24 protein-coding genes are annotated in these 25032 nt (G+C 69.6%); 9 read left to right on the forward strand and 15 right to left on the reverse strand.

The features are described from left to right. Positions 1-14: 14 nt before the first annotated feature. Complete coding sequence (locus HNR20_RS02735; protein ID WP_221309669.1) at positions 15-680, reverse strand: tetratricopeptide repeat protein; 666 nt, start codon at positions 678-680, stop codon at positions 15-17. A gap of 106 nt (positions 681-786) precedes the next feature. Beyond that, positions 787-1548 (reverse strand): GNAT family N-acetyltransferase, encoded by a 762-nt coding sequence (locus HNR20_RS02740; RefSeq protein WP_184176190.1) that lies wholly within the window; start codon positions 1546-1548, stop codon positions 787-789. 373 nt (positions 1549-1921) lie between these two features. Here HNR20_RS02740 and HNR20_RS02745 point away from each other — a divergent pair, with 373 nt between their 5' ends. Next, on the forward strand, positions 1922-2533 hold the full coding sequence (locus HNR20_RS02745; protein ID WP_184176192.1) for a VanZ family protein: 612 nt from the start codon (positions 1922-1924) through the stop codon (positions 2531-2533). Positions 2534-2539: 6 nt separating this feature from the next. Here the strand turns inward: HNR20_RS02745 and HNR20_RS02750 are convergent, their stop codons facing one another. Both HNR20_RS02750 and HNR20_RS02755 read right to left on the reverse strand, forming a co-directional pair. Continuing rightward, the gene (locus HNR20_RS02750) at positions 2540-3016 is read right to left on the reverse strand and encodes a hypothetical protein (protein ID WP_184176194.1); all 477 of its coding nucleotides are present in this window, start codon (positions 3014-3016) and stop codon (positions 2540-2542) included. A 2-nt stretch (positions 3017-3018) separates the two neighbouring features. Beyond that, positions 3019-3375: a PadR family transcriptional regulator gene (locus HNR20_RS02755; RefSeq protein ID WP_184176196.1), complete on the reverse strand. Its 357-nt coding sequence runs from the start codon at positions 3373-3375 to the stop codon at positions 3019-3021. Positions 3376-3634: 259 nt separating this feature from the next. On the opposite strand from HNR20_RS02755, the gene HNR20_RS02760 reads away from it, so the two are divergent. Further along, positions 3635-4435 (forward strand): alpha/beta hydrolase, encoded by an 801-nt coding sequence (locus HNR20_RS02760; RefSeq protein ID WP_184176198.1) that lies wholly within the window; start codon positions 3635-3637, stop codon positions 4433-4435. A 108-nt stretch (positions 4436-4543) separates the two neighbouring features. Here HNR20_RS02760 and HNR20_RS02765 read toward each other — a convergent pair whose 3' ends face one another. Beyond that, positions 4544-4882: a putative quinol monooxygenase gene (locus HNR20_RS02765; RefSeq protein ID WP_221309670.1), complete on the reverse strand. Its 339-nt coding sequence runs from the start codon at positions 4880-4882 to the stop codon at positions 4544-4546. Positions 4883-5094: 212 nt separating this feature from the next. Here HNR20_RS02765 and HNR20_RS02770 point away from each other — a divergent pair, with 212 nt between their 5' ends. The 3 genes from HNR20_RS02770 to HNR20_RS02780 all read left to right on the forward strand — a co-directional run bounded on the left by HNR20_RS02770 (position 5095) and on the right by HNR20_RS02780 (position 7919). Continuing rightward, positions 5095-6393 carry a vanadium-dependent haloperoxidase gene (locus HNR20_RS02770; RefSeq protein WP_221309671.1) on the forward strand — a complete coding sequence of 433 codons (1299 nt, stop codon included), beginning with the start codon at positions 5095-5097 and terminating at the stop codon, positions 6391-6393. Positions 6394-6555: 162 nt separating this feature from the next. After that, a complete protein-coding gene (locus HNR20_RS02775; RefSeq protein WP_229687498.1) occupies positions 6556-7047 on the forward strand; it encodes a sigma-70 family RNA polymerase sigma factor in 492 nt (163 codons plus the stop codon). A 14-nt stretch (positions 7048-7061) separates the two neighbouring features. After that, entirely contained in the window at positions 7062-7919 is an 858-nt protein-coding gene (locus tag HNR20_RS02780) for a hypothetical protein (RefSeq protein ID WP_184176200.1), read from the forward strand. Between the two features lie 96 nt (positions 7920-8015). On the opposite strand, the gene HNR20_RS02785 is transcribed toward HNR20_RS02780, so the two are convergent. Next, complete coding sequence (locus tag HNR20_RS02785; RefSeq protein WP_184176202.1) at positions 8016-8504, reverse strand: YcxB family protein; 489 nt, start codon at positions 8502-8504, stop codon at positions 8016-8018. Positions 8505-8667: 163 nt separating this feature from the next. On the opposite strand from HNR20_RS02785, the gene HNR20_RS02790 reads away from it, so the two are divergent. After that, positions 8668-9258 carry a DinB family protein gene (locus HNR20_RS02790; protein WP_184176204.1) on the forward strand — a complete coding sequence of 197 codons (591 nt, stop codon included), beginning with the start codon at positions 8668-8670 and terminating at the stop codon, positions 9256-9258. Positions 9259-9313: 55 nt separating this feature from the next. Here HNR20_RS02790 and rph read toward each other — a convergent pair whose 3' ends face one another. Further along, the gene (rph, locus tag HNR20_RS02795) at positions 9314-11911 is read right to left on the reverse strand and encodes a rifamycin-inactivating phosphotransferase (RefSeq protein WP_184176206.1); all 2598 of its coding nucleotides are present in this window, start codon (positions 11909-11911) and stop codon (positions 9314-9316) included. A 360-nt stretch (positions 11912-12271) separates the two neighbouring features. On the opposite strand from rph, the gene HNR20_RS02800 reads away from it, so the two are divergent. Further along, a complete protein-coding gene (locus HNR20_RS02800) occupies positions 12272-13678 on the forward strand; it encodes an acyl-CoA synthetase (RefSeq protein ID WP_184176208.1) in 1407 nt (468 codons plus the stop codon). Between the two features lie 37 nt (positions 13679-13715). Here the strand turns inward: HNR20_RS02800 and HNR20_RS02805 are convergent, their stop codons facing one another. Genes HNR20_RS02805 through HNR20_RS02815 form a run of 3 tightly spaced genes read right to left on the reverse strand, consistent with a single transcriptional unit; the run spans position 13716 to position 16727 of the window. Next, the gene (locus HNR20_RS02805; RefSeq protein WP_184176210.1) at positions 13716-15221 is read right to left on the reverse strand and encodes a tripartite tricarboxylate transporter permease; all 1506 of its coding nucleotides are present in this window, start codon (positions 15219-15221) and stop codon (positions 13716-13718) included. Between the two features lie 20 nt (positions 15222-15241). Beyond that, a complete protein-coding gene (locus tag HNR20_RS02810) occupies positions 15242-15703 on the reverse strand; it encodes a tripartite tricarboxylate transporter TctB family protein (protein WP_184176212.1) in 462 nt (153 codons plus the stop codon). Position 15704: 1 nt separating this feature from the next. Further along, entirely contained in the window at positions 15705-16727 is a 1023-nt protein-coding gene (locus HNR20_RS02815) for a tripartite tricarboxylate transporter substrate-binding protein (RefSeq protein ID WP_221309672.1), read from the reverse strand. Between the two features lie 175 nt (positions 16728-16902). Between HNR20_RS02815 and HNR20_RS02820 the strand changes: the two genes are divergently transcribed. Continuing rightward, on the forward strand, positions 16903-17586 hold the full coding sequence (locus HNR20_RS02820; RefSeq protein ID WP_184176214.1) for a response regulator transcription factor: 684 nt from the start codon (positions 16903-16905) through the stop codon (positions 17584-17586). A 6-nt stretch (positions 17587-17592) separates the two neighbouring features. Further along, positions 17593-19074 carry a sensor histidine kinase gene (locus tag HNR20_RS02825; RefSeq protein WP_184176216.1) on the forward strand — a complete coding sequence of 494 codons (1482 nt, stop codon included), beginning with the start codon at positions 17593-17595 and terminating at the stop codon, positions 19072-19074. Between the two features lie 39 nt (positions 19075-19113). On the opposite strand, the gene HNR20_RS02830 is transcribed toward HNR20_RS02825, so the two are convergent. The 5 genes from HNR20_RS02830 to HNR20_RS02850 form a co-directional block, all read right to left on the reverse strand. After that, complete coding sequence (locus HNR20_RS02830) at positions 19114-20208, reverse strand: TAXI family TRAP transporter solute-binding subunit (protein WP_221309673.1); 1095 nt, start codon at positions 20206-20208, stop codon at positions 19114-19116. A gap of 70 nt (positions 20209-20278) precedes the next feature. Further along, positions 20279-20788, reverse strand: a complete 510-nt coding sequence (locus HNR20_RS02835) for a hypothetical protein (protein ID WP_184176218.1) — start codon at positions 20786-20788, stop codon at positions 20279-20281. Between the two features lie 184 nt (positions 20789-20972). Next, positions 20973-21689 carry an alpha/beta fold hydrolase gene (locus HNR20_RS02840; protein WP_184176220.1) on the reverse strand — a complete coding sequence of 239 codons (717 nt, stop codon included), beginning with the start codon at positions 21687-21689 and terminating at the stop codon, positions 20973-20975. Between the two features lie 96 nt (positions 21690-21785). After that, the gene (locus tag HNR20_RS02845; RefSeq protein ID WP_184176222.1) at positions 21786-24143 is read right to left on the reverse strand and encodes an ABC transporter permease; all 2358 of its coding nucleotides are present in this window, start codon (positions 24141-24143) and stop codon (positions 21786-21788) included. After that, the gene (locus HNR20_RS02850) at positions 24140-24832 is read right to left on the reverse strand and encodes an ABC transporter ATP-binding protein (protein ID WP_184176224.1); all 693 of its coding nucleotides are present in this window, start codon (positions 24830-24832) and stop codon (positions 24140-24142) included. Before HNR20_RS02850 ends, HNR20_RS02845 begins: the two co-directional genes overlap by 4 nt. Between the last annotated feature and the right edge of the window lie 200 nt (positions 24833-25032).

A 25032-nucleotide genomic window follows, 5' to 3' on the forward strand; every position in this document is an offset into this window, starting at 1 on the left:
TCACGTGTCGGACGTCAGTGGTCGGCGTCGTCGAACGCCGCACGCGGTTCGAGATGCTGGCCCAGCGCGTACTCCTCGGCGAAGCCGGCCGTGCCCAGCGCTTCGACCGCGGCCGCCCGCACGGCGGCCAGGTCGGCCGCGTCGTCGGGATCCGGCACCTGGCCCAGCGCCGCGAACGCGGTGTCCGTGACGGCGACCATCCGCGCTGCCCGCGCCTGGTCGCCCTCAGCCGACGCGAGCGCGGCATCCGCCAGACAGACATAGGGTACGAAGTCCGCCCAGCCGTGCTGGAAGACCCGCTCGCGGCTCACGGCGAACAACTCCCTCGCCACCTTGAGATTGCCGAGACCCAGCTCGCAGAACCCAAGGTTGTGCGTCTCCGAGTTGACGGCCCTGGGCTGGCCCAGAGCCTCATTGAGCGCGATGCTCTCCTGGTAGAGCTCCCGCGCTCGGGTCAGGTCGCCGGACATCCGTGCCACGGCGGCCAGCACGTGCCGGGGCCGCTCCTCCAGGCTCCGATCGCCGGAGCGCAGTGCCACTGCGAGCGCCTCCCGAGCGCGCGCCTCACCGGCAGACAGGTCGCCCCGGCGGATGGCGACCCGGGCGAGGCTGTAGCGGGCTTCCACCTCTCCCGCCGGGTCGCTGGCCGCCGATGCCCGGACGATCTCAGCCTCGCTCATCCGCACCACCGCGTCGGTCTCGCCTCGACGAAAGGCCGAGCGAACATCGTCGCTGAAACTCACCTCTGGTCCCCTCCCTGACGAACGCTTCGTGCTGGAAGCTTCCTCACGCTTCGAACACGGTCCAGCTCTCCACGAGACGGAACCCCATCGACTCGTAGAGTGGCCTGGCCATCGCGCTGGTGTGCAGGTAGGCGGCGTCGGCGCCGGCCGCGATGCCATCGCGCACCACGGCTTCCGTGACCAACCGGCCCAGGCCACGACCTCGCGCGGACGGAACCACGGCGATGTTGAACACTCCCACCACGCCGGCGGTGCGCATCCCGAGCCCAGTGCCGACGGGCCGACCGGACAACTCGGCCAGATAGCCGGTGATGGGATCGGCGTCGAGCACCCCACCACCCATCAATGGCCCGAAGGCGTCCTCGGGAGCTTCGAAGCCTCCAGCAAGAGTCTCGGTGTAAAGGTCAGCCTCCGCCGCGCCGACCTGGCGGACCAGTTCCCGCTGCGCTGTGTCAGCCCGGAACACGATCTCGCCCGCAGCGCAGGCCAGCAGCGGCAGATCACTGCGCTTGAGTAGCCCGTGCCGGGCCGCGAGGTCGACGACTCCAGCGTTCACTTCACCCCGAACCATGATCGACCAATGCGCGGTCTGCCTACCGACCTCGAACGCCAACTCGTCGAGCGACCCGAGATCCGGCTCCAGCGTCGTGTCGTAGGCCACGTTCAGCGTCGCCACACCAGCGTGGGTCACCGCCGCACGGACGGTACCCCGCTCGGCGTACCAGCCCTTCGGAGTGACCCCGCAGAGAACCTCGATGGCGTCGAAGTACGCCGCCGCCATCCGGTCGGCGGTGCTGGTGCCCATAACAACCTCCTCATGTTCGCCACAGCCCGACCCAGGCGACGTGACAAGCACTGACCTGAAACATTTGAGCTGCGGCCGACGCTGCCGTCGCCGCTTCCGGTGCGACGGAACTGCGGGTGCGAGCCGTCCGACATCTGCATAAATGCTTTCGTCTAGAATATCGGGACTCTTTATCCACAGGCAGCCGGGTATGGGCAGATGTGGTTTTCGGAAGCTTCAACCTGTCCGGACGTGTAGCCACCCTGACGGATCTCGGCCCGGGCGGCTCGGGCCGCATTGACAATTTTCGCGACCACGAATTCCACAGTGGTAAGCGGCGCCTCACGCGCCGGAGGCCCGGTAGATTTCGCAGTCAGACGAAAGCGGGGGTGGCATGGTCGACGGATGGCACGGTTGGGTCGGCACGTTCACTGGCGTCGTACTCATCACGGTGGCCGTACTGCCGTTTGCCGTTCTCGCGGCGTGGGCTCTGGCGCGTCGCCGCAGGGTCACCGGCACCACGCTGGCGTGGCGAAAGTCGCTGGCCGAGGTCGGCATCGTCTATGGGACAGTGCCGTGGGTTTGGATGATCATGTTGCCGGGCGACCAGGCCGGCGCAGTCCCCGGTCGGGTGAGCCTGGTGCCGCTGCGGGATCTGTTCACGATCCTCGCCGACGGCGAGCCGCTGAGGGCGACGGTGCAGGTGGTCGGCAATCTACTGGTGTTCGCGGCGCTGGGGTTCCTCGCCCCGCTGCGGTTCGCGGCGCTCGCGTCGGTACCGCGGATCCTGATGCTCGCGGCGGGCTGCTCGGTCCTGGTCGAGGCCGCGCAGTACGTCCTGCGGCTGGACCGGGTGTCCTCCGTGGACGACGTGCTGCTCAATGCCGTCGGCGCCGGGCTGGCCGCGCTGGCGTCGCGCCGCTGGTGGCGTACCACCGCCAGCGTCTCGTCAGATCAACCTCGAACGGCCCCGGCACCGGTTCTGCAGACGCCAGACGTCCCCTGAGCGGCGTCAGCCGGCCAGATCGTCGCCTGCGCCGTGCCTGCGACGATCGCTCGCGCCTTGCAGGATGGCCGCGACGACGGCGGCCACCACCGAGAGAAGTGTGAGCAGCAACGCCGGCGCCACGACGCCTGCAATGTCTTCGCCGGTTCCCCGCGCCAGCACCATGACCGTGGCGATCCCCGCCACCATCAGGCCGCCGACGGCCAGCGCGAGGTACTTGACGATCCTGTAGACGTTGGTTGCGTTCCTGGCCATGGTCCACCTCGCAAGGTCCGTCGCGCGCTCCCGGATGATGCCCGCGAACGTTTCGGTGAAGATCCAGAGGATGAGGGCGCCATGTCCGCGGCCCTCGGTTCCGGCCCGTTCACGGCAGAGGTCGGTGAACGTCTGCTCCATGCTGTCGGCGAAGCGTTCGCGGTACGGCCTCGGGTAGAGACCGAGCAGCCTTCGGTACCAGCGCCGATATCGCGTCTGTCCGTCCATGGTCAGGCACCCATCGCCTTGGGTATGAGGGATCGCTCGTGGGCAACCGCGACGACCTGGCGGTATCGCTGCAACTCCGCCGCGAGGGTCTGTTGACCGAGCGCGGTGATGCCGTAGTAGACGCGGCGCTCATCGTCCAGGCTCGGGTCGATCTTCTTGTCGCTTTCGCGGATCAAGCCCGCTTCGGTCATCCGGCGGATCGAGCCATAAAGCGTTCCGGGCCCCATCCTGACCTTCCCCCCGGAGTCGGACTCGACCTGTTTCATGATCCCGTAGCCATGGCGTTCCTGGGTCGAGAGCACGAGCAGGATGTGCAGCACCGCGGGGGTGAGGGGCCCGCCGGATCTGGTACTCGCCATGAACCGAAACTATATCCGTGACGGATATACGTCAAGCGGAATGCTCCGGTCTTCGCGGGTGACGCGCGCTAGCAGTCGCAGGCCCGTCGTCTCGACTCACCACCTGCACGTGGACGACCTCACTTCAACGAGCCACGGCCGGCGGTGTGCGGCGGCGCCTACCGCCACCCCTCTGTGGGATGTCCTCCCCCGGTCGAGGGAGTACATCCTGGCGCGTCGGCTCTTAACGTAGCCGCAGATGCCCACGGGAGGGACAGAGATGGCAGCGACAGGCACGCCGGTGGTGTTCGTCCATGGCATGTTCCTGCACGCCGCGTCGTGGGCCAGTTGGGTCGAGCTGTTCCGGACGGCGGGATATGACCCGGCAACTCCAGGCTGGCCGGGTGAGCCGGGCACAGTCGCAGAAGCGCGGCAAGAGCCTGACCGGGTCGCAGGCATCGGCATCGACGACATCGTCGCGCACTACGCACAGATCATCGGCACCCTCGGCAAACGGCCAATCGTCATCGGCCACTCGACCGGCGCCCTGGTCGCACAGCGCCTCCTCGATCAGGACCTCGCAGCGGCGGCGGTGGCGCTGCAACCTCCACCGATCAAAGGTGTGGCCAACCTCGCGCCATCGAGCATTCCCGTGGGCTGGCCCCTGCTCCGCAACCCGGCCAACCGACGGAGGGCGCTGTCGCTGACCGCACGACAGTTCCGCTACAGCCACGGCAATGCGCTCACCACGACCGCATCCGACCAGTTGTACCGGCAGTGGGCCATCCCATCACCCGGCAGGCCGGTCTTCGAGCTGGTGTCCGCGAATCTCTCCCGACGCTCACCAGCCACGATCGACACCGCCAACCCGGCCCGGGGGCCTCTGCTCATGATCGCCGGCGGCAGAGACCACAGTGCACACAAAGGCGTCGTCAAGGCCACGGTCAAGCGATACCTCGCTTCGCCAGCGGTCACCGACTACCAGGAGTTCCCCGACCGGGGGCACTCGATGCCGATCGACGGCGGCTGGCGCGAGATCGCCGACGCCACACTGGCCTGGATGCGACAGCACCTCGGGTAACCGCCGTCTCCGCCGTGGGGCCACCTTCAGTCGTCGGCGACAGCCGGCGCCGCTATGGTCGCCGCGCCGGTATGGCAGGCGGTCGGCATGATGGCGGGACGCCTGGGCCTACAGGCCCAGACCTCCCAACACGGTCACTTCCTGGCTGGTGAACTCGCCCGTGAGCATCGGCATCGCCTTGCCGATTGCCGCCTTGGTTTCGGGCAGCTGCAGGGAGGCGTCGTGCTTCTCCTTGCTCTGCCACACCTCACTCACCCAGATCGTGACGTCGTCGGTGTCCGAGACGCTCACGACATACAGGTCGCATCCGGCCTCGCGCAGGCCATCAACGCCGCTCAGCAGGATGTCCACGACGTCATCCCGGTGACCCGGCGTGGTCTTCATCGATCCGATGTAGCCGTACGACACAGCAACTCCCTGATGCGGCGGCAGGCTGATCACGCTCATACGAGCGACGGAGAGCGGATTTCCGCGGTTCCGAGCTTACCGAGCAGTCCACGAGTGCGCCGCAGACGACGACATGCATGACGGGATTGGAGCACAGGGATAGGACAAGCTCGCTCCAGGCTCACTGGTGTTAGGATCGAGCTTCATCGATTCCACTTCGTGTGTCGCATGCGATCGACAGAACGCATCGACAACCTACCGACGGGGAAATCATGACGAGCCGAAACCAAGAACACCGTGCGCTCTGGTCACGCATCATTCCCGCAACCGTCGCGCTCGGCTCGCTGGTCGCAACCACTATGGCCGGGCCGACGCCCGCCGTGGCGGCGATCTTCGGCACCGGCACCGCCAATCCGGTGGTCACCTGGGACCTCAACGCCCAGACGGCGATCTGGGACGTCGCGGCTCAGCAACCGAATGAGCAGGTGCGCAGCTTCGCCATGGTGAGCGGAGCCGTCTACGACGCGCTGAACGCGATCGCCGGCACCCCGTACCAGCCGTACCTCGTCGCACCGTCGTCACGCGGGACCGAGTCGGCGGACGCTGCCGTCGCCGCCGCCGCCCACGACGTACTCGCCGCTCTCTTCCCCGCGCAGCAGGAGCGGCTTCGAGCACAGTACGACGCAGCTCTCGCCGCGATCCCCGACGGGCCGTCGAAGCAGGGCGGCAAACGGGTCGGGGCACGAGCCGCGGCTGCGATGGTCACCGCGCGGCAGGACGACGGCGCGTTCGGGGACCAGCAGTGGCGCAACGGGACACTGCCCGGCCAGTGGCGACCCACGCCGCCGCTGTTCCTGTCTCAGGGAGCATGGACCGGACACATGCGGCCGTTCCTCATGCCGCGGGTGTCGATGTTCCGCTCCCCCGAGCCGCCACGACTGACCAGCAAGGCGTACGCCCGCGACCTCAACGAGGTGAAGGAGGTCGGCTCGGCGACGAGCACCGTGCGCACCGCGGACCAGACCGAGGCCGCGATCTGGTGGCACGACCGGCGATCCGCCTCCTGGGAGATCAAGCGGCAGCTCGCCACCAGCCAACGGCTGGACGCCCTGCAGACCGCCCGCTTCTTCGCGATGACCGACCTCATCGTCGCCGACTCGGGAGTGGCGTGCTTCAGCCAGAAGGACTTCTGGAGCTACTGGCGTCCGGTCACGGCGATCCCACTGGCCGACACGGACGGCAACCCGAGGACGGCCGCCGACCCCGGCTGGCAGTCGTTGCTGGTCACGCCGCCCTTCCCTGAGTATCCCTCCGGCCACGCCTGCGGCACCGGCGCGCGGATGTCGCTGTACCGGTACTTCTTCGGCCGCGACGACATCGCCTTCAGTGGGTCCAGCGTCGACTCCGGCACGACTCGGCACTTCACCAGCTTCTCGCAAGCGCTCGACGAGCTCATCGGCGCGCGGGTCTGGGGCGGCGTCCACTTCCGCACCGCCGACGTCGAGGGAGCGAAGCTCGGTGCGGAGGTCTACCGCTACACGGTCCGGCACTACTTCCGCCCTCTGCGGTAGCCCGCCGGCCTCACCTGCCCGAATGGGATTCTCGGCAGACACGGGCGGAATCCTGACCGGGCGGTGCAACCCCGGGGCGCGAAGCCCGCGTCGTACGGCCGTGACAGTCAGTGCAGAGAACGAGAACAGAGCCGTGCTGGTCCGCGGAGAGGAACGACCCGGGTGAGGCGGGCCGACGAGGACGACTTCCACGACTTCGTGGCGTGCCGGATGGATCGCTGGCGACGCAGTGCGTTCCTGCTCTGTCAGGACTGGCACACCGCCGACGACGTCGTGTCGGCCACGGTGGCGAAGCTCTACCGGAACTGGCGCCGAGCGGGTCAGGCGGACAACCGTGACGCGTACGCCCAGCGGGTCCTGACCCGCGCCTGGCTCGACGAGCGGCGCCGGCCCTGGAAGCGGCGGGAACAGGCGAGCGCGACGCTGCCGGACGTGGCCGCGGCGGTCCCGGAAACGGTCACCGACCGTGAAGGGCTCGCCGCGTTGCTGCGATCCCTCGCCCCGAAGCAGCGGGCGGTGCTCGTGCTCCGCTACTACCTGGACTGTTCGGTCGAGGAGACCGCGCGGATCCTCGGCGTCTCCACCGGCACCGTCAAGAGTCAGTCGGCACGCGGGCTGGCCAACCTGCGCACCGTCGTCACCGGCCAGTCTTGAGAAAGAGGCAGCAGATGGGTCACCAGTTGTTCGACGAGTTGATCGGGACGCCACCGCCGCCCCAGGTCGATGTGGAGGACATCGTCCGGCGCGAACGGCGCGCGAGCAGTGTCCGGCTGATCGGGGGCCCGCTGGCCGCCCTCCTGGCGCTGGTGGTCGGCGTCGGTGTCGCCGTACGCGATCAGGGGCCAGGCCCGGCTCCGGGCCCGCCGCTGGCCGCGCCCACCCCCACGGCCGCGGACACCGGGTTCCGCCTGGTCTTCGACACCGACGAGAGCGCCGAGGCCAGCGCGAGCCGACTCAGCGCGGAGTTCGAAGCCGCGCTGCGTGAGGTGGTGCCCGGGTCGACGTGGTTCTGGATCCCCGACCACGTCGGCGAGGCCCGCAAGCCGGACGGGCGGCCGCCGGTGTTCACCCACCACGGCCGGGACGACATGGTCAGCGGTGGATCCGGCGTGTCGTACCGGGGACGGAGAGGCCCGCTGGGCGTGTCGATCTCTCCGGACGTCTTCGAGTCGAAGCCGACCGACCGGCCCGGCGACCCCTTCAAGCGCGACGAGCCCGCCGGACACCACTGGCCGTGCGAGCTGCCGGCGGGCTACCCGGGCGACCAGCGGTACGACCGCGTCTGCGTGGAGGGGACCACCCCCGGCGGTCTCCGGATGAAGACCGAGACGCTGACCGGAAAGCGGGGTGGGAGCGTGCAGCACATCGTCACGATCCAACTGCCCGGCAACCGGGTGTTCAACGCGAGCGTCAGCAACATGGTGGGGGTCGACGAGCAGGCCGTCGCCGCGCAGCCGGAGCCCCCGCTCTCCGCAGAGCAACTCAGCGCCCTCGCCGTTCGGGTCGCCGAGCGGATCAGGGCCTGACGGTCAAGGCGGTTCGCAACGGGCGGCGGGGCTGGGACGGGGTCAAGCGATCCAGTCCTGCTTCGCCGCCCGGACCCGTCTGTCAGGTCACCCGTGTCAGAGCAGCCCGCGTCGGGCCATGAAAGCCCGCAACGTCTCGGCATCCTCGGCGGTCATCAACCAGCGCGGGATCACGGTCGCCGGGTTCCGACCGACGTACACGATCCAGAAATCCGGGGTGTCCCCTACCTGGGCGACCCCGTCCCAGGCGATGCCGCCGGACTCCGAGCCGCTGCGCATCATGATGTTGTCATCGGTGATGTCGTAGGCGCCCTCGACCGCGTAGCCACTGGAGCGGCGTCGGGCGCGAAACCGCACCCACGGCAGGTACAGCATCGACAGCAGACCGCCCACGACCAACGTCATCCACAGCGACGTGGTCCGCTCGCCCCACGCGAACCCCCGCGAGACGACGAAACCGATCGCCCCGACCGCCGCCAGCGCCGCGCCGATGTAGCTGAACCTGCGCAGCCGAACGCTGCCGAGCACCGCGGCCACGCGGCCTGGGTAGGCGGGATCGGCGGGGACGTCAAAACGGATGTGCACGCCAGAACGATAGTGCCCCCATCCGCCCCTGGCAGCGCCTGACTCCCGCCCCCGGGCCGAATGGTCGAGCGCCGTCCGTCGTCAGCGGCAGATGCGGCGCCGGCTGATCTTGATCACGACAGCTCGCACGATGGCTCGGCGCGCATGAGGAAGACTGGCTGGCATGGCTGACTTGAGCGATGCGAAGGCTGCGCTGCACCACTACCTCCAGGAGACTCGCCAGGACCTGGTCTGGAAGCTCGACGGGCTGAGCGAACGCGAAGCCAGACTGCCCCGCACCGCGACGGGCAACAACCTGTTGGGAGTCCTCAAGCACTGCCTCAACGTCGAAGCCGGCTACTTCGGGCCCACCTTTGGACGCGAGTTCCCGGCGCCCGAGGAACTGGTCCCCATGCAGGCGTACGAGGAGGACCCGCAGGCAGACTGGTACGCAGGTGAGGGCGAGACGAAGGATGGGCTGATCGAGCTGTACCGCCGTGTCGGGGTGTTCGCGGATCAGACGATCGACCAGCTACCGCTCGACGCGCCGGGGCGGGTGCCGTGGTGGCGGCCAGGCGGGCAGGACGTGACGCTGCAAAGGATCATCATCCACGTGACCACCGACCTCGCCCGTCACGCCGGCCACGCCGACATCATGCGCGAGCAGCACGACACGGCGATCGGCCTGCGGCGGGAGAGCACGAACATCCCCGACGACTACGACTGGCCGGCGTACGTCGCCAAGCTGACGAAGCTGGCTGACCGCTTCGCCTGAAGCTTCCTGCCGAAGACCCGTCGCGATCGCCGAGATCGTCGACGCGAGTGGAAGGTCACGATAGGAGTTCGACGTAACCGTCGCTCCCGTGCACACGGATCCGCTGCCCATCGGCGATCAGCCGGGTGGCGTCCAGGACACTGACGACGGCTGGCAGGCCGTACTCCCGTGCGATCACCGCGCCGTGTGTCATCAGCCCTCCGACCTCCGTCACCAGGCCTGCGATGCCGACGAAGAGGGGAGTCCAGCTCGGGTCCGTGTGGGCCGTGACGAGGATGTCACCCGGTTCGAGATCGGCCTGGGCCATGTCCAGGATGACGCGGGCGCGCCCTTCGACGGTCCCGGCGGAGACCGGTAGGCCGATCAGGGCACCGGTCGGCACGTCCTCACGCCGGTACGCCCCGGTGATGGCCTCGCCGTCGGAGGTCAGCACCCGGGGCGGGGTGAGCGCGTGGTACGACCGGAACGCGTCCCTGCGCTGCTGGATGAGCTTGTCATCCATCTGCTTCGAACGCACGACGTCGTGGAACTCCTGGAAGGTGAGGTAGAAGACGTCCTCCGTCGTGGAGAGCACGTTGGCCTGCACGAGGCGCTCGGCTTCCTCGAGCAAGGCCAACTTGTAGATGAGGTAGCGGCTGACGATGCCGTACTTCGGGTACTCCCGGTAGCCGATGAAGGTCCGGACGCGGTCGATCATCCGCTTGGTCTCGTCGGCCTTCCGCTCCCCGTCCGGCAGTGCCCGCAGGCGTTCGAGCACCTCCTGCGTCTTCTTCTGCGCCTCCTGCCGCCCTTGCTCGAAGCGCCGCTTGGCGGCGCCCGGCTCGAAGGTCCGGACGTTGTCGAGGATCACGGGCACGAGCGTGGCCGGGCGTTCGCGCCAACGCGGCCTCGTGATGTCGATCTCGCCGACGCAGCGCATGCCGTACCGGTCGAGGTAGGCCTCGATGGCGTCGCGCGCTTCGGTCCCGCCCGCGAGCTTCGGCAGCTCGTCCAGGAAGTCGTCGTCCTCGACGCACTCCAGGAACCGCACCACCTCCGGATGCGGGCGGATCACGTCCGCGACGTCGAGCAGCGCCAGTCCCATCTCGGACGTGACGTTGCCGGGGGCCGACAGCGTGAGGGTGTCGGCGGCGTTCTTCTCGCCAAGCCACTCCCCCAGCCGTTCGTTGAGCCATGAGGTGGCGTCCATCCCCGCCATGATCGCCTGCATGTTCACCGGGTCACCGAGGACCCGTTTGTGCTCCTGAAAGGCTTCCAGCAGGAAGTCGAACAGCGCCGGTCCGGTCTTCGTCCGGATGTCGCGCCGCAGGGCGGCGATGGACGCCTGACTGCGCTCGATCAACGCGGTGACGATGGCCGGATCGGTCTCGAGCGGGGCCGGCGCACCGCCGGCCGGCGGCCCGCCGGGACCGCTGTCCGGGAGCGCCGGGACGAAGTCGTGGCGATCGAGGATGGTGTCCAGCGCGTCCCTGGTCAGCGGATCAGTCCTCCCCGCCATCTCCAGGAAGCCGGCGCGGCTCGCGGGCGAGCCCAGGAGCCGGGTGGCGTCGACGAAGAGCCTCCCACCGGCCTCGTGCATCGGCGCCATGGCCGTCAGCCGCCACATGGAGAGCCCGAGTGGCTTCATGGGGTCGGTCATCATCTGCTGGTGACCAACGGAGAGGTAGACGTGGTTCTCCCGGTCGCCGGCTGCGGGAATGGGGAACAGCGTGGTGATCGGGCGACTCTGCACGATCTGGAAGTCATCGTCGACCAGGCACCATTCGATGTCCTGCGGGCTGCCGAAGTGCGCCTCGATCCGCCGCCCGAGCCGCACGAGCCGAACGACCTGCGCATCGGTCAGCGCCGGCTGCTCCTGCCGCTGCGGGTCGATCGTCACCTCCTGCGTTCCGCCGGTCGGCAGGGCGTGGACGGCACGCTGTTTGGCGGCGACCGCCCTGTCGACGACCTCGCCGTCGCGCACCTTGAAGACGTCCGGGTTCACCCGGCCGGAGACCAGGGCCTCACCGAGGCCGAAGCTGGCGTCAACGGTGGCGACCTTCCGGTTGCCGGTGACGGGGTCGGCGGTGAACAGGATGCCGGCCGCGTCCGAGAGGACCATCCGCTGCACGACCACGGCCATGTGGGCGGTCCGGTGGTCGACGCCGTTTCGCAGGCGGTAGATCACGGCGCGCTCGGTGAACAGGGATGCCCAGCACCGGCTGACGTGCTGGAGGATCGCCGCCGGGCCCACGACGTTCAGGTACGTGGTCTGCTGGCCTGCGAAGGAGGCCGTCGGCGTGTCCTCTGCCGTTGCGCTGGATCGCACGGCGTAGGCGGCCTGCTCGCCGAGCTGGCCGAGCGCGCGGGTGATCGCCGAAGCGAGATCGTCCGGGATGGTGATCCCTTCGATGGTCCGGCGGATCTCCGCGCTGAGCGTGCGGATCGTCTCCCGGTCATCCGGGTTCAGCCGCGACAACTGATCGAGCCGCTCGTCGATCGAGGGCGCTTCCGCCATGATCCGCCGGAAGGCGGCCGTCGTGACGCAGAAGCCGGCCGGTACGCGGATGCCTTCGATCCGGGACAGCCCGCCCAGGTTCGCGGCCTTGCCGCCAACGACCGCGACCAGCGTCTCGTCGACCTCTTGAAGATCCAACACGGACTGCTCGATCATCGGGATACCTCCGCGGCAACCGTGCTCAGTTGTGCTGCGTTGGCCGAAAGCACACCCACGTCGTACCCCCGTTTTTTCGTCGGTGCCGTTTACGGCCGCCGATTCTGCGGCATGACCCGGGCCTTGCCGCAAGCCCCCGGTGCGCTATATGTTAGAAGTGGCAGGGAGACGGATCTTCGTGCCTTTTCTTTTTGTCCTTCTTCCGCCGCCGGCGGAGGTCCTCCGGCCGCCTGGGGCGTGCCGGGTCGCCTCCTGCGGATTGCGGACCCCCACGGCCGGCACAGCGCCCCGCAGTCCCGGACGCCGGTGACTTCGGCCGCGTCGCCAGCCGCAGGATACGACGAGAAGGGTCACGGGCCCGTGCTGCTGAGTTGGCTGCTCGCCTCAACCGACGAACGCCCGGATGCGATCCGGATCGACGATCGGGCGGTGTCCTGGGTGGAGTTGCGGCGGCTCGCCGCTGCCGTGGCCGACGACCTGCGTGGCGTGGACCGCGTCGCGGTGGACGCGACGGCTAGTCTGCCAACGGTGGTCGGTGTCGTCGGCGCGCTGCTGGCCGGGTCGGCGGTGGTGCCGGTGCCGCCGGACGCCGGGCCCATGGAACGTGAGCACATCCTGCGCGACTCGGCCGCCGGGGCGATGCTCGTGTCGGCGGACGACGAGCGCCGGGATACACCCGAGGGGCTGCCGCTCATTCGGATCGATCTGGCGCGACTCTCGGACACCAGTCATCCGGAGCCGGATCCGGCTGGCATCGCGCTGATTCTCTACACCAGCGGCACCACCGGCGCGCCGAAGGGCGTGACGCTCTCCCGCCGAGCCATCGCCGCCTGCCTCGACGGGCTCGCCGCGGCGTGGGAGTGGACGCCGGAGGACCTGCTCGTGCACGGCCTGCCGCTCTTCCACGTCCACGGCCTGGTGCTCGGCGTGCTCGGCCCTCTGCGAGTGGGTGGTCGGCTGCACCACGTGGGTCAGCCCCGCCCCGAGCGGTATGCGGCCGCGAACGGCTCCCTGTATTTCGGCGTCCCCACCATCTGGTCCCGGGTGGCCGCCGACACGACCTCGGCCCGGGCACTGCGCGCCGCGCGGCTGCTGGTGTCGGGCAGCGCGGCTCTGCCCACGACGGTCTTCGCCGACCTGGCCGGGCTCACCGGTCACCAGATCGTCGAGCGCTACGGGATGACCGAAACGTTGATCACCGTGAGCGCCAGCGCTGCCGGACCCCGCCGCCCGGGCGCCGTCGGGCTGCCGCTACCGGGGGTACGGACCCGCGTGGTGGACGAACGGGGCCGCTCGGTGCCCACCGACGGGGTGGCGATCGGCGAGCTGGAGGTCTGCGGCCCGACGCTCTTCGACGGGTACCTGAAACGGCCCGACGCTGATGCGGCTGCCCGCACCGCGGACGGATGGTTCCGCACCGGGGACGTGGCCACGATCGGGCCGGACGGCTGGCATCGCATCGTCGGCCGGGCGGCCACCGACCTGATCAAGAGCGGCGGCTACCGGATCGGCGCCGGGGAGGTCGAGGACGCGCTACTGGCGCATCCCGGTGTCCGGGAGGCCGCGGTGGTGGGCACGCCCCATCCCGACCTCGGTCAGCAGGTGACGGCGTACGTGGTGGGTGACGGCATCCACGAGGCGGAACTGATCGACTTCGTGGCCCGGCAGTTGTCGACACACAAGCGTCCCCGGCAGGTGCGGCTCGTCGAGGCCCTTCCCCGCAACGCTCTCGGCAAGGTGCAGAAGAGTCGGCTCACCGCGGAGTGACCGGTCCCCGTCCAGGACACGGGGACCTCACCGTTTCCTACTCCTCCTCGGCGAACACGACCTCGCGTCGCCGGTGGATCGCCGGGACGACGGCGAGGACGAGCGCTGCCACGGCCAGGGCCAGGAGCACTGCGGAGATCGGTCGGGTCAGGAAGACCGACGGGTCGCCGCGGGAAATGATGAGCGCTCGCCGCAGGTTCTCCTCCAGCAGGGGCCCGAGGACGAAGCCGAGCAGCAGCGGCGCCGGCTCGCAGCCGCACTTGATCAGGATGTAGCCCAGGATCCCGAAGAACGCGATCGCGTAGACGTCGAACGGGTTGAACTTCAGGGAGTACGTGCCGATCGCGGCGAACAGGATGATCATCGGGAACAACACCTGGTACGGGATACGCAGCATCCGCACCCAGAGGCCGATCAGTGGCAGGTTCAGCAGCAGGAGCAGCACGTTGCCGATCCACATCGACGCGATCAGGCCCCAGAACAGCGCCGGTTCGTCGTTGATGACGTTCGGGCCGGGGGTGATGCCGTGGACGATGAACGCGCCGACCATCAGCGCCATCACCGGATGGGCCGGCAGACCCAGCGTGAGCAGCGGGATGAACGACGTCTGTGCGGCGGCGTTGTTCGCCGACTCCGGGCCGGCGACACCCTCGATCGCCCCTTTTCCGAATTCCTGCGGCCGTTTCGAGATCCGCTTCTCGACCGCGTACGAGGTGAACGAGGCCAGCACGTGACCGCCGCCGGGCAGGACGCCGAGCGCGGCACCGAGACCGGTGCCCCGCAGGATCGGGCCGACGATCCGGCGCCGGTCCTCGCGTGTAGGCCAGAGGTTCCGCACCTTGCTGACGATCGCCGTGCGGGTCTGTTCGTTCTCCAGGTTGCGTAGGATCTCGGCCACCCCGAACATGCCGACGGCGACCGACACGAAGTCGATGCCGCCGTACAGCTCGCGCTGGTCGAGCACGAACCGGGGCGTGCCGGTGTAGATGTCCTGCCCGACCGTGCCGAGCAGCACACCGAGCGCGATCATCGCCAGCGCCTTGAGCGCGGTGCCTCGCGCCAGCGAGATCGACACGATCAGGCCGAGCAGCACCAGCGAGAAGTACTCGGCCGGGCCGAACTTCAACGCGACGCGGGCCAGCGGTGGGGCCGCGACGGCCAACGCGACGGTGGCCACCGTACCCGCGATGAAGGACCCGATCGCGGCGGTGGCCAAAGCCGCGCCAGCCCGGCCCTGTCGGGCCATCTCGTGCCCGTCCAGCGCGGTGACCGCCGCTGAGGACTCACCGGGCAGATTGATCAGGATGGCGGTCGTCGAGCCGCCGTACTGGGCGCCGTAATAGATTCCCGCCAGCATGATCAGCGCCGTCACCGGCTCGAAGCTGAACGTGATCGGCAGCAGCATCGCCACCGTCGCAGTGGGCCCGATGCCAGGCAGCACGCCGACCGCCGTCCCGAGCAGCACACCCACGAAGCAGTAGAGGACGTTCTGGATCAGGAAGGCGGTCGAAAAGCCCAGCGCGAGGTTGTCGAGGAGTTCCATGTTCCAATCCGGCCGACGCGTCAGAACCCGAGCCACGGACCCCAGAGCGGGATCCGTAGCTGAAGTCCGACGATGAAGATGAGCGTGCTGGCCACGGTCAGTCCGGCGGTTACGGCAACAGCCGTGAGCAGCCGTACGCGGGAGCTGGCCAGCGTGGTGAGCAGTGCGGTCACCGCCGACGTCGGCACGAATCCGAGACGCCGGACAGTGAATCCGAAGAACAGGACCGCGAGCGCGATGACGGCGACCGCCCGCCAGGGGACCGGCCCGAAGGAGACCACCTCGCCGGCGATGAGGCCCTTGATGACGATCGCCAGGCCCAGGGTGGCCACCACCCCGCCGACCAGCAGCGGGAAGGCGCCGGGGCCCATCCGCAGTGGGCTGCCCAACTCGTAGTTGAGCGACCCCACCACGAACGCGCCACCGATCAGAACGAAGACTCCACCGGCGAGGACGTCCGGGAAGGACCGGCGGCGCTCCACGTCAGGAGACCTTGACACCGGCGTCGGCGATGACCTTTGACCAGGTGCCGAGCTGCTCTTCGAGCTTGGCCCGGTGTGCCTGCGGGGTCGCGGCCTCGGCCTGGACCGGCGCGGTGCCGAGCTTGGCCATCTGATCGATGACCTTCTGGTCGGCCAGTGCCACCTTCAGAGCCTCGGACAGCTTCTGAACGATCTCTGCGGGCGTGTCGGCCGGAACGTAGAGCCCGTGCCACACGCTCACCGTGAGTTGAGGCAGCCCCGCCTCGGCCGTGGTGGGCAGGTCGGGAAGACTCTTCACCCGCTCCGGCGTGGTGACCGCGTACGCCTTCACCTCGCCCGCCGCGATCTGGCCGCTGGTGTTGGTCGTCTGGTCACACATGAAGTCGACCTGGCCGCCGACGAGGTCGGTCAGCGCGGGGCCCGTGCCCTGGTACGGGACCTCCTGAAGCTTGACGCCGGCGGCGGTCTGGAACAGCAGGCCGCACAGGTGGGACGCGGCGCCGATGCCGGCGTTGGCCAGCGTGACCTTGTTGGCGTTCGCCTTCACGTAGGTCACGAGCTCCTGAAGCGTCGTCGGCGCGAAGTCCTTTCGGGCGACAACCGTCATCGGCACCTCGGTGACCAGCCCGACCGTCTCGAAGTCCTCAAGCGGCTTGTAGCCCAGTTTCTGGTAGAGGGCGGGCGCCGTTGACATGCCGATGTGGTGCATGAGCACGGTGTAGCCGTCTGGCTCGGCCTGCGCGACCTCGCCGGCGCCGACCGTGCCGCCCGCACCCTCGACGTTCTGGACGACGATTTTGCCGCCGAGCTTTGCGGCCATCGGCTCGGCGATCATGCGGGTGACGGTGTCCGTCGGGCCGCCCGCACTGAACGGCACGACGAACGTGATGTTCTGGTCCGGGTAGCCGCTGGCGTCACCTCCGCCGGTGGCGCCTCCGTTGCCGGAACACGCGGCGAGGAGCGTAGCGAGGCCGATCGCGGCGCTCATCCGCACGACGGCCCGGTACCTGCTGGTCGTTTCCATGTTGCGGCCTCCTCCTCAGCGCATCCACGTTGGTCGACTAGTGCGCGGCCTCAGTCTCGGCTGGCGGGGGCGCGGATGGTGTCAGATAAATCCCAAGGAACGCGCCGGATGTCAGCGGAATCCCAAGAACTGAGGGGATAACGGGGTGTCGGCCCTGGGCGTACAATCCGCCACTATGCGGATCACCGTCATCGAGGACGACGACCGCGTGGCGCGGGGTCTGGTGACCGTCCTTGCCCAGGCGGGCTTCGAGGTTCACCGCATCGCCACCGCCGCGGAGGCAGTGCGCGCCGTCCCAGCCGATGTGGTCCTCGTCGACCTGGGTCTGCCCGACGGAGACGGGCTCGACGTGATCCGCAAGCTGCGTGACCGCCCGGAGACGGCCGTCATCGCCGTGACGGCACGAGCCGAGGAGCACGAGCGGGTCCGTGGCTTGCGCGCCGGTGCGGACGACTACATCGTGAAGCCGTTCGGCGTCTCGGAGTTGCTGGCCCGGATTGACGCCGTGCTGCGCCGCACCCGGGTGGCTCGGGCGCTGTCCCATCCGGACGGGCAGCTCGTCCTCGGCCCGATGCGAATCGGCGTCGGCACCCGCGAGGTCACCGTCGAGGGCACGCCCGTGACGCTGACCCGCAAGGAGTTCGAGCTGCTCCTGCTGCTGGGCCGGCGGGCGCCGAATGTGGTGAGCCGCGACGTCATCCTCGACCAGATCTGGGGCGCCACCTGGGAGTCATCGAGCCGCACGCTGGACACCCACATCGCGGCGTTGCGGCAGAAGCTCGGGCCCGCTGTGCTCATCCGCACGATCCACGGGGTCGGCTATCGGCTCCTGGCCGATCAACCGGAGCTGATTGGCTGACGCGCCGTGCATCGTCGCCTGCTCGTCGTCCTGGTGCCCCTGGCGGTGCTGCTCGTCGCGGCGCTCGGGGTGCCGCTCAGCGTCACCGTGGCCGAGCGGGAGATGCAGGAGACCTACGTCGACCGGCTCGGCGACGTCGGCCGCTTCGCGTCGCTGGCCGAGACCGCGATGTCGACCGGACGGACCGAGGCGCTCCACCAGGAACTGACGCGCTACCACCGGCTGTATGGCATCCCGGTCGCGGTGATCGACCCGTCGGGCAAGGTGCTGCTCGGGTCGGCCAGCGCCTACCAGGACGCGGCTGCCGCCGAGCCGGCGTTGTCCCGGATCGTGACTGCCGCGCTGGCCGGGGCGCGGTCCGAACCGTCCGGGGAGTGGGCGCCGTGGGGAGACTCCGCCCTCGTGGTGGCCGAGCCGGTGGGCCGGGACAGTGAGGTCGTCGGCGCCGTCGTGACGATCTCCGACCTGTCGAGGACGCGCGAGCGCATCCTCGTACGCTGGGCCCGGCTCGCCGGGCTCGGGCTGTTGCCGTTGATCGCGCTGGTAGCTGTCGCGTGGCCGGTTTCGGCCTGGGTGCTGCGGCCGGTGTGGAGGCTGGACGCGGCGACCTCGCGGATCTCCAAGGGTGACCTGACGATCCGCGCCGACGCCGAGGCCGGGCCGATCGAGCTGCGGCGGCTGGCCGGGTCGTTCAACGCCATGATGGACGCCGTCGAGAACGCCGCGCAGCGGCAGCGGGCATTCGTCTCCGATGCTTCGCACCAGTTGCGCAACCCGTTGACCAGCCTCCGGCTGGCGGTGGAGAGCCTTGAGGCACACCTGCGGCCGGAGGGCAACGGGCAGCAGGTGTACGACGTCGCCGTCGACGAGCTGAAGGCGATGCAGCGGTTGCTGAACTCGCTGCAGGCCAGTGCGCGGATGGAGAGCATGCGGACGGCGTCGCCGGTGGAACTCGACGACGTACTGACGACCAGAGTCGAGCGTTGGCGGGCGTTGACGGCGACGGCGGGGCAGACGCTGGCGGTCGACGTGCCACCGGGATTGCGGCTGCTGGAGCCTCCTGGCGGATTGGGCAGCATCCTGGACGAGCTGATCAGCAACGCGTTACGGCTGTCGGACGCGCAGGTGGTGCAGGTGACCGCCCGCAGCGTCCCCGGTGCCGCGACCGCCGGGGACGGCACCGACTCCGCGGCCGGAGGCATGGTCACCATCACCGTCCGCGACAATGGCCAGGGGATCGACGTCGCCGAGAGGGCCCAGGCGGTACGGCGGTTCTGGCGGTCGCCGCGGCACCAGAACGTGCCCGGCACCGGCCTGGGACTGGCGATCTGCGCCGACCTGGTCCTTGGGGCCGGGGGCGAGCTGCGGCTGGAGCGGGGCCTGCCGCGTCCGGACGGTTCGGGGTACGGGTTGGCCGCGGTGATCGCGTTGCCGGTCGTTCCGCGAGTGGCGTCGTCGCCGGACGCCCCGGCTCGATGGCCGGCCTGAGGACCCGAGCCTGGATGCCCCCGTTTTCGCTCCTGAAGGTCAGCGCTTGCGGTCACGGAACCATTCGGCCGCGCCTGGATGCAGCGGGATCGATGCGGTGGAGATCCCGGTACGCACGTTGATCTGCCACGCTTCGGGGATGGCTTCGGCGTCGTCGCGACTTTGGGAGGCGATCGTCCCGGTGTGCCGGAAGATGGTGTCGGTGATGGCGTAGACCAGGTCGTCGGGCAGGTCGTTACGCGCGAGAAGCACGTTCGGCACAGCGACGGTACGGGTGGCCGGGACGCCGGCGTAGGCAGTCGCGGGAATCGTGGCCGGGGCATAGGGACCCGGGTACGCCGTGAAGAGCGCCTCTGCCTGCGCGTCCAACGGGATCAGCCGGATGGGGTGCCGCTGCGCCAGTTCCGCGATGGCAGGTGTCGGAACGCCGGTCAGGGAGAACATCGCGTCGATCACACCGTCGCGCAGTTTCCCCGCCGATTCGGCCTGGCTGAGGAAGCGACCGTCGGCGTTCACCGGGCCGAGCTGCAGAACCCGCAGCGACGTGAACTCCGTTCCCGAGTCGCGGGCACCGAGGGATACGCGCTTGCCCTCGAGATCCCGGAACCCACTGATCGCCGAATCCGCCATGACCACGAGGTGGAGGTGACTGTCGTAGAGCCGGCACACCGCCGAAAGGCCCTCGGGCGCGCTGCCGTCCGCCGTGATCAGCGCGTCCAGGCTGGTCAGCCCAAGGTGCACCTCGCCGGCTCGCAGCATCCGGATGTTGTCGGTGGACGCGCCGCTCGGCACCGTGGTCACCGCGGCGCCCGGCACATGCTCGGAGATGTGTTCGGCCAGGGCACCGCCGATGCGCCGATACACGGCTCCCGCTGGCCCGGTGGCCAGTCGTAGGTGGACCTTGTCGACCTCGGGCTGCCGGGAACACCCGGCAAGCATCCCCCCGGCGGCCAGAAGCACCGCCCGCCGGCTGATCCCTGCCTCCAGCGGCACCATGCCGAAATGATACGGACGGCGTCGACGATCGCCGATGACCTCAGGTGCGACGCACAGCCGACATCGCCCGAGCCGCCCGGCGCGCCAGCCGCGGATCGTACGACCTGATCGATGCCGCGACCAGGGGCATCCGGGCAACCCGACATCCCCGGATGCTCTTGGCATCGGAGGGTCTAGGACGCCTTGCCGCGTCAGGGATCGTGCCCGGTCACGGCGCGAACGCGGAGGGCAGGCCGAGTTCGGCCCTGGCGACCTCGATGAACCCACGCTCGGCCGCCCAGAGGGCGTCGAACCGCTCGGCCGGCAATGCGTCGACGCTGTTGCCCGCCCGAACAGCCGCCAGAAGCCTGGCCTGGCGCACCAACTCCGACGAACCGCTCACCACCTCGGGTCGCCCGGCCACCAGCCGGAGCGCGGTCTTGGTGCTCTCCAACCGCTCCCGGTAGCGGCTGCCCTCGTCGTCGAAGAACGGCATGAGGTCACCCGGATCGCGCGGGCGCGGCACCGCGGTGATGCGGGCGGCCGGGTTGAGGACGAAGGCCACGTACTCCCGGGCCGCGCCGATGAACTCGATGTACGCGTTCAGCCGGATGTCACGCCACTGTCGGTCCTGGTCGCGGCGCCACAGCCGGTCCTGAGCCCGGACGGTGAGCCATCCGCCGATCAGGACCGCCAGCATCGTCGTCGCAGCGGTGACACCCGCCTGGATCAGACTCACCGGCACCATCCCATGTTGATTTTTAACTCACCATACCGATCGTTGTCGCCGCCGCAGGAGGTCGAGCAGCGGCCCTGAGCCGGCAACTGCCGCAGGGGTGGCTCCGGAAGGGGCGGACGTGCCCGTACCAGATAAGGCAGGGTGAGCGAAGCGCCCACCCTGCCTATCGGGTCTTGCCGGAACGTCAGCCGCTCACGCCCCGGACCGCCTCGATGATCGTCTCGGCGACCTCGCTCGGCCGTGACACCGCCATCGCGTGCGAGGCGCCGGCGACCTCGCGCTGACCCCGAGGGCCGGCCCGCTCGGCCATGAACCGATGCGCGGCGACCGGGATGTTCATGTCGCCGTCCCCCAGGACGAACCAACTGGGCAGCGATCGCCAGGCCGGGTCGCCGGTGAGTTTGTCGCCCAGGGCCTGCTCGGTGATCGGCCGCTGGGTCCGGGCCATGAGCGCGGCGGCGTCCGCCGACACGTCCGCGGCGAACTGCGCATGGTAGGCGTCCTGGCCGATCGCCACCTCGTTGCCACCGCTCGACAGCGGGTACTGGACCAGCGTGTCGGCGAGCGTGCTGCCGGGGAATTTCCCGGACAGCGACAGCGCGGATTCGCCGGTGTCCGGGGCGAAGGCGTTGACGTACACCAGGGCCTGCACCAGTGTTTCGCCAGCGGCGGCCTGCGTGATCACCATGCCGGCATATGAATGGCCGACGAGGATCACCGGGCCGCCGATCCCGCGCATCACGTCCCGCACGTACGCGGCGTCGCCTGCGACGCTCCGCAGCGGGTTGGCGGCGGCCACCACGTCGTACGCGGCACCCAGCCGGTCGATCACACCGTTCCAGCTCGCCGACTCGGCGAACGCTCCGTGCACCAGGACGATGGTGGGCTGCGGATCGGGCATGACACGAACTCCCTTGCTCCGTGGCGCTGTTCACCCTCCGGCCGCGCCGGTGCGCCTGAATACCCCTTACGCGAGGGTGAAACATGCCGGTCCTCGTCACTCGGTTCGCAGTGCCACCGCGACCCTCGTCTTCGCCGCCCAGCCGGCGGGCAGCAGTGCACCGACCACGGCGATGACCAGCCCGGCGAGACCGAAGACCAGCAGATCGAACGAGCCGTACACGTCGAGGACCGAGTCGGGCAGGCGGAAGCCGACGCTGCTCGACATCTCCGTGATGACCGTGCGTTGCAGCAACACGCCGACCGCCGCACCGATCGCGCCGCCGGCCAGGCCGGTGACCACGACCGAGGCGATGACCATCGCCGTGGTTTGCCGGGGGGTCATCCCGAGCGCCTTGTGCACGCCCAGGTCGTGGACGCGTTCCCGGGTTTCCAGGACGACCGTGTTCATCACGCCGAGGCCGGCGACGACCATCAGCATGAGGCTGAGCAGTCCGGTCAGCGCGTTGACGATAATGATCATTTCGTCGGGTTGGTGGTTGAGGCGGTCGGCCGCCGCGCCGACCGGCTCCAGTGCGGTCGTCAACGCCTTGGCGTACGCCCCGGAGTCGGTGCCGGAATCGACGCTGACGTAGTACATCGACGGCGCCAGCTCCGGCTCGGCCGCGCGCAGAGTCGCGATGTCGGTGACGACCTGCATCCCGTCGTCGTCGGTGTTGAACGCCTCACCGACGATCTTGACGGTGATGTCGACGCCGTTGTCGGTCAGCACGATGCTGTCGCCCACCTGTTTGCCCGCCGCGGTCAGGAACGGGGTCGAGACGACGATCTGCCCCGGCCCGGTCAGCCAGGTGCCCGACACCATTCGGTAGTAGCGCGCCGAGTCAGGCCCGGTGACGGCAACCGCGTCGAGCTCGCCGACGATCCCACCAGCGGTGATCTCGCTGCGGGCCACGCCCATGTACCCGCCGGTGCCCGCCTGGCCGGCGATCACCTTCTCGATCGCGGCCGGATCGCCGAACGGCTGCGGCTCTCGTCGACCCGGCCGCGGCTCGCCGGGCGCCATCCGGTGCGGCGCCCCGACCTGGACGTCGGCGATGTCCTCGACCTCCTGGACCCGGTTGAGTGACGTGCCGAGCCCAACCGCGAAGGTGACTGCGGCCGCACCGAACGCGATCGCGGCGACGACACTGACCGCTCGTACCGGCCGGGCGAAGGGATGCGCCAAGCCGAGCGTCACCGGCCGGGAGATCGGCAACCGACTGGTCATGCGGGCCGCCCACTGACCGCGCCCGGGTCGAGGCGTACGGCCGACGGCGAGCGCGTCGACGCTGCGCAACCGGCCGGCCCGGGCGGAGGCGGCCAGGGCGGTCACCGCCACGATGGTGAGCGCGCCGCCGACCACGACCGCGTCGACCCAGAGCGCGACCCCGTTGTCGTTCGTGCCGTAGAGCTGGTTGGTCCGCGCGAGGATCGGCATGGTCAGCAGGTTGCCGGCGACCACACCGAGCGCCGCACCGACCGTGGCCGGGATGAGCGCCTGGCCCACGTACGCCCGGACCACCTGAGCCGGCGTGAAACCGAGCGCCTTGAGGATGCCGATCCGGCGGGTGGCGGTGGAAACCGCGCCGGCGATCACGTTACCGATGATCAGCACCGCCATGACCACGCCCAGCATGCCGAACGCGATCAGGAACGGCACCAGCAGGAGGGTCTCGCCGGTCGCCTCCCGGCGGACATCGAGCCACGACGACGCGGTGGCGAGCGCGGCGGCGGGGACGGTCGCCTCCACCGCGGTCCGGCCGGCCTGGACCTGCTCGGCCGTGCCGGCCTCGGTGAAGCGGTAGAGCATCTGGTACGTCCGGGGACCATCGGTTCCGGCCCAGGAGGCGAGCTGCGCCGGGGTGGTCCAGGCGTCGGCGGTCTGGCTGGCCGATCGGGCGATCCCGACGACGGTCACCGATGGGCTGCCCGGCGCGTCGGACACCGTCCACTGCTGCCCGACCATCTGCGGTGGCAACTGCAGGCGACCCCCCGTGGCCAGCACGATCTCCCCGGGGTCGGTCGCCCAGCGGCCTTCGACGACGATGACCCGGTCGACCGCGCCGCCCGCGTCGGCACGCCCGACGACGTTCGCCGGCGGTATCGGATTGCCCGCCGGGCTGGTCAGGTTCAACTGCGCGTTCGGGAACGGTCCCGCCGCCGCGGCAACCCCTGCGGCGCTCGCTGATGCGGCCAACTGCGCCTCGGTGACCGCAACGGCGTCGAACTGAGCGGTGAGGTGCGCGCCCTGCTGCTGGCTGAAGGCCCGGTCGAAGGGTCCCTGGGAGGCCACCATCAGCGAACCGCCGAGGACGGCCGAGGTCACCGCGATCATCACGACCAGGCCGACCACGATCGTCTGGACGCGTCGCCGGCCGACCCCGGCCCGGACCACCCGAGCCAACGCGCTCATCGGACCTGCTCCATCGCGGTATCCGCGGCGACCTGCCCGTCGAGGAGCTGAACGGTCCGGGTCGCGCACGTCTCGGCGAGGGCCAGGTCGTGGGTGACCACAACGATGGTCTGGCCGTCGGCGTGCAGCTCGGTCAGCAGCCGCATGACCTCCTCGCCGGAGGCGGTGTCCAGGGCCCCGGTCGGCTCGTCGGCCAACAGCAGCGCCGGCCGGTTCATCAGCGCGCGGGCGACCGCGACCCGCTGCCGTTCACCGCCGGAAAGCCTCCCCGGGTACGCGCCGGAGTGCCGGGCGACGCCGAGCCGGCCGAGCAGCTCCGTGGCCCGGCGCTGGGCGGTGCCGCGGCCCATCCCGGCCAGCTGCGCCGGCAGCATGACGTTGTCGGCGACGGTCAGGTCGTCGAGCAGGTTGAAGAACTGGAACACCAGACCGATCCGGGCCCTCCGGTAGCGGGCGGAGGCCGCTTCGCCGAGCTGGTCGACCCGGACCCCGTCGACGGTGACCGTGCCGGTGCTCGGCCGGTCCAGCCCAGCCACCAGGTTGAGCATCGTCGACTTGCCGCTGCCGGACGGACCGAGGATCGCCACCGCCTCGCCGGCCGCGACGCTCAACGACACCTCACGCAGCGCCGGCGGCCCTTCGTCGTACCGGCGTGTCACCTCATGCAGTTCGATCAGCGGTGTGGGCATGTCCCCGTCTCCTCAGGTGGTCGTTGAGCTGGCCACGCTGACGCTAGGAGCGAGTACGAGCCGGACACATCGGCAGCGGGAGGCATCTTCGGTACCTCATCGGGATGATCGTTGGCGGCGTCATCCCTGCGAGGTAGGCGTGCGATGTAGCGTCGCCGCTCTTGAGGCCGATAGCACCGGCCCGGCCCGGCGACGAGAAT

The sequence above is a fragment of the Micromonospora parathelypteridis genome (genome assembly GCF_014201145.1).
In the GTDB taxonomy this organism is placed as follows: Bacteria; Actinomycetota; Actinomycetes; order Mycobacteriales; family Micromonosporaceae; genus Micromonospora; species Micromonospora parathelypteridis.

What these genes read in the sequence shown, in the direction of transcription:
- HNR20_RS02755 (WP_184176196.1), bottom strand. Translation starts at nt 3,375, where the DNA reads ATGGCGAGTACCAGATCCGGCGGGCCCCTCACCCCCGCGGTGCTGCAC.
- HNR20_RS02815 (WP_221309672.1), bottom strand. Translation starts at nt 16,727, where the DNA reads ATGGAAACGACCAGCAGGTACCGGGCCGTCGTGCGGATGAGCGCCGCG.
- HNR20_RS02735 (WP_221309669.1), bottom strand. Translation starts at nt 680, where the DNA reads ATGAGCGAGGCTGAGATCGTCCGGGCATCGGCGGCCAGCGACCCGGCG.
- rph (WP_184176206.1), bottom strand. Translation starts at nt 11,911, where the DNA reads ATGATCGAGCAGTCCGTGTTGGATCTTCAAGAGGTCGACGAGACGCTG.
- HNR20_RS02740 (WP_184176190.1), bottom strand. Translation starts at nt 1,548, where the DNA reads ATGGGCACCAGCACCGCCGACCGGATGGCGGCGGCGTACTTCGACGCC.
- HNR20_RS02845 (WP_184176222.1), bottom strand. Translation starts at nt 24,143, where the DNA reads ATGAGCGCGTTGGCTCGGGTGGTCCGGGCCGGGGTCGGCCGGCGACGC.
- HNR20_RS02780 (WP_184176200.1), top strand. Translation starts at nt 7,062, where the DNA reads ATGGGTCACCAGTTGTTCGACGAGTTGATCGGGACGCCACCGCCGCCC.
- HNR20_RS02770 (WP_221309671.1), top strand. Translation starts at nt 5,095, where the DNA reads ATGACGAGCCGAAACCAAGAACACCGTGCGCTCTGGTCACGCATCATT.
- HNR20_RS02850 (WP_184176224.1), bottom strand. Translation starts at nt 24,832, where the DNA reads ATGCCCACACCGCTGATCGAACTGCATGAGGTGACACGCCGGTACGAC.
- HNR20_RS02745 (WP_184176192.1), top strand. Translation starts at nt 1,922, where the DNA reads ATGGTCGACGGATGGCACGGTTGGGTCGGCACGTTCACTGGCGTCGTA.
- HNR20_RS02805 (WP_184176210.1), bottom strand. Translation starts at nt 15,221, where the DNA reads ATGGAACTCCTCGACAACCTCGCGCTGGGCTTTTCGACCGCCTTCCTG.
- HNR20_RS02750 (WP_184176194.1), bottom strand. Translation starts at nt 3,016, where the DNA reads ATGGACGGACAGACGCGATATCGGCGCTGGTACCGAAGGCTGCTCGGT.
- HNR20_RS02760 (WP_184176198.1), top strand. Translation starts at nt 3,635, where the DNA reads ATGGCAGCGACAGGCACGCCGGTGGTGTTCGTCCATGGCATGTTCCTG.
- HNR20_RS02765 (WP_221309670.1), bottom strand. Translation starts at nt 4,882, where the DNA reads ATGAGCGTGATCAGCCTGCCGCCGCATCAGGGAGTTGCTGTGTCGTAC.
- HNR20_RS02790 (WP_184176204.1), top strand. Translation starts at nt 8,668, where the DNA reads ATGGCTGACTTGAGCGATGCGAAGGCTGCGCTGCACCACTACCTCCAG.
- HNR20_RS02840 (WP_184176220.1), bottom strand. Translation starts at nt 21,689, where the DNA reads ATGCCCGATCCGCAGCCCACCATCGTCCTGGTGCACGGAGCGTTCGCC.
- HNR20_RS02820 (WP_184176214.1), top strand. Translation starts at nt 16,903, where the DNA reads ATGCGGATCACCGTCATCGAGGACGACGACCGCGTGGCGCGGGGTCTG.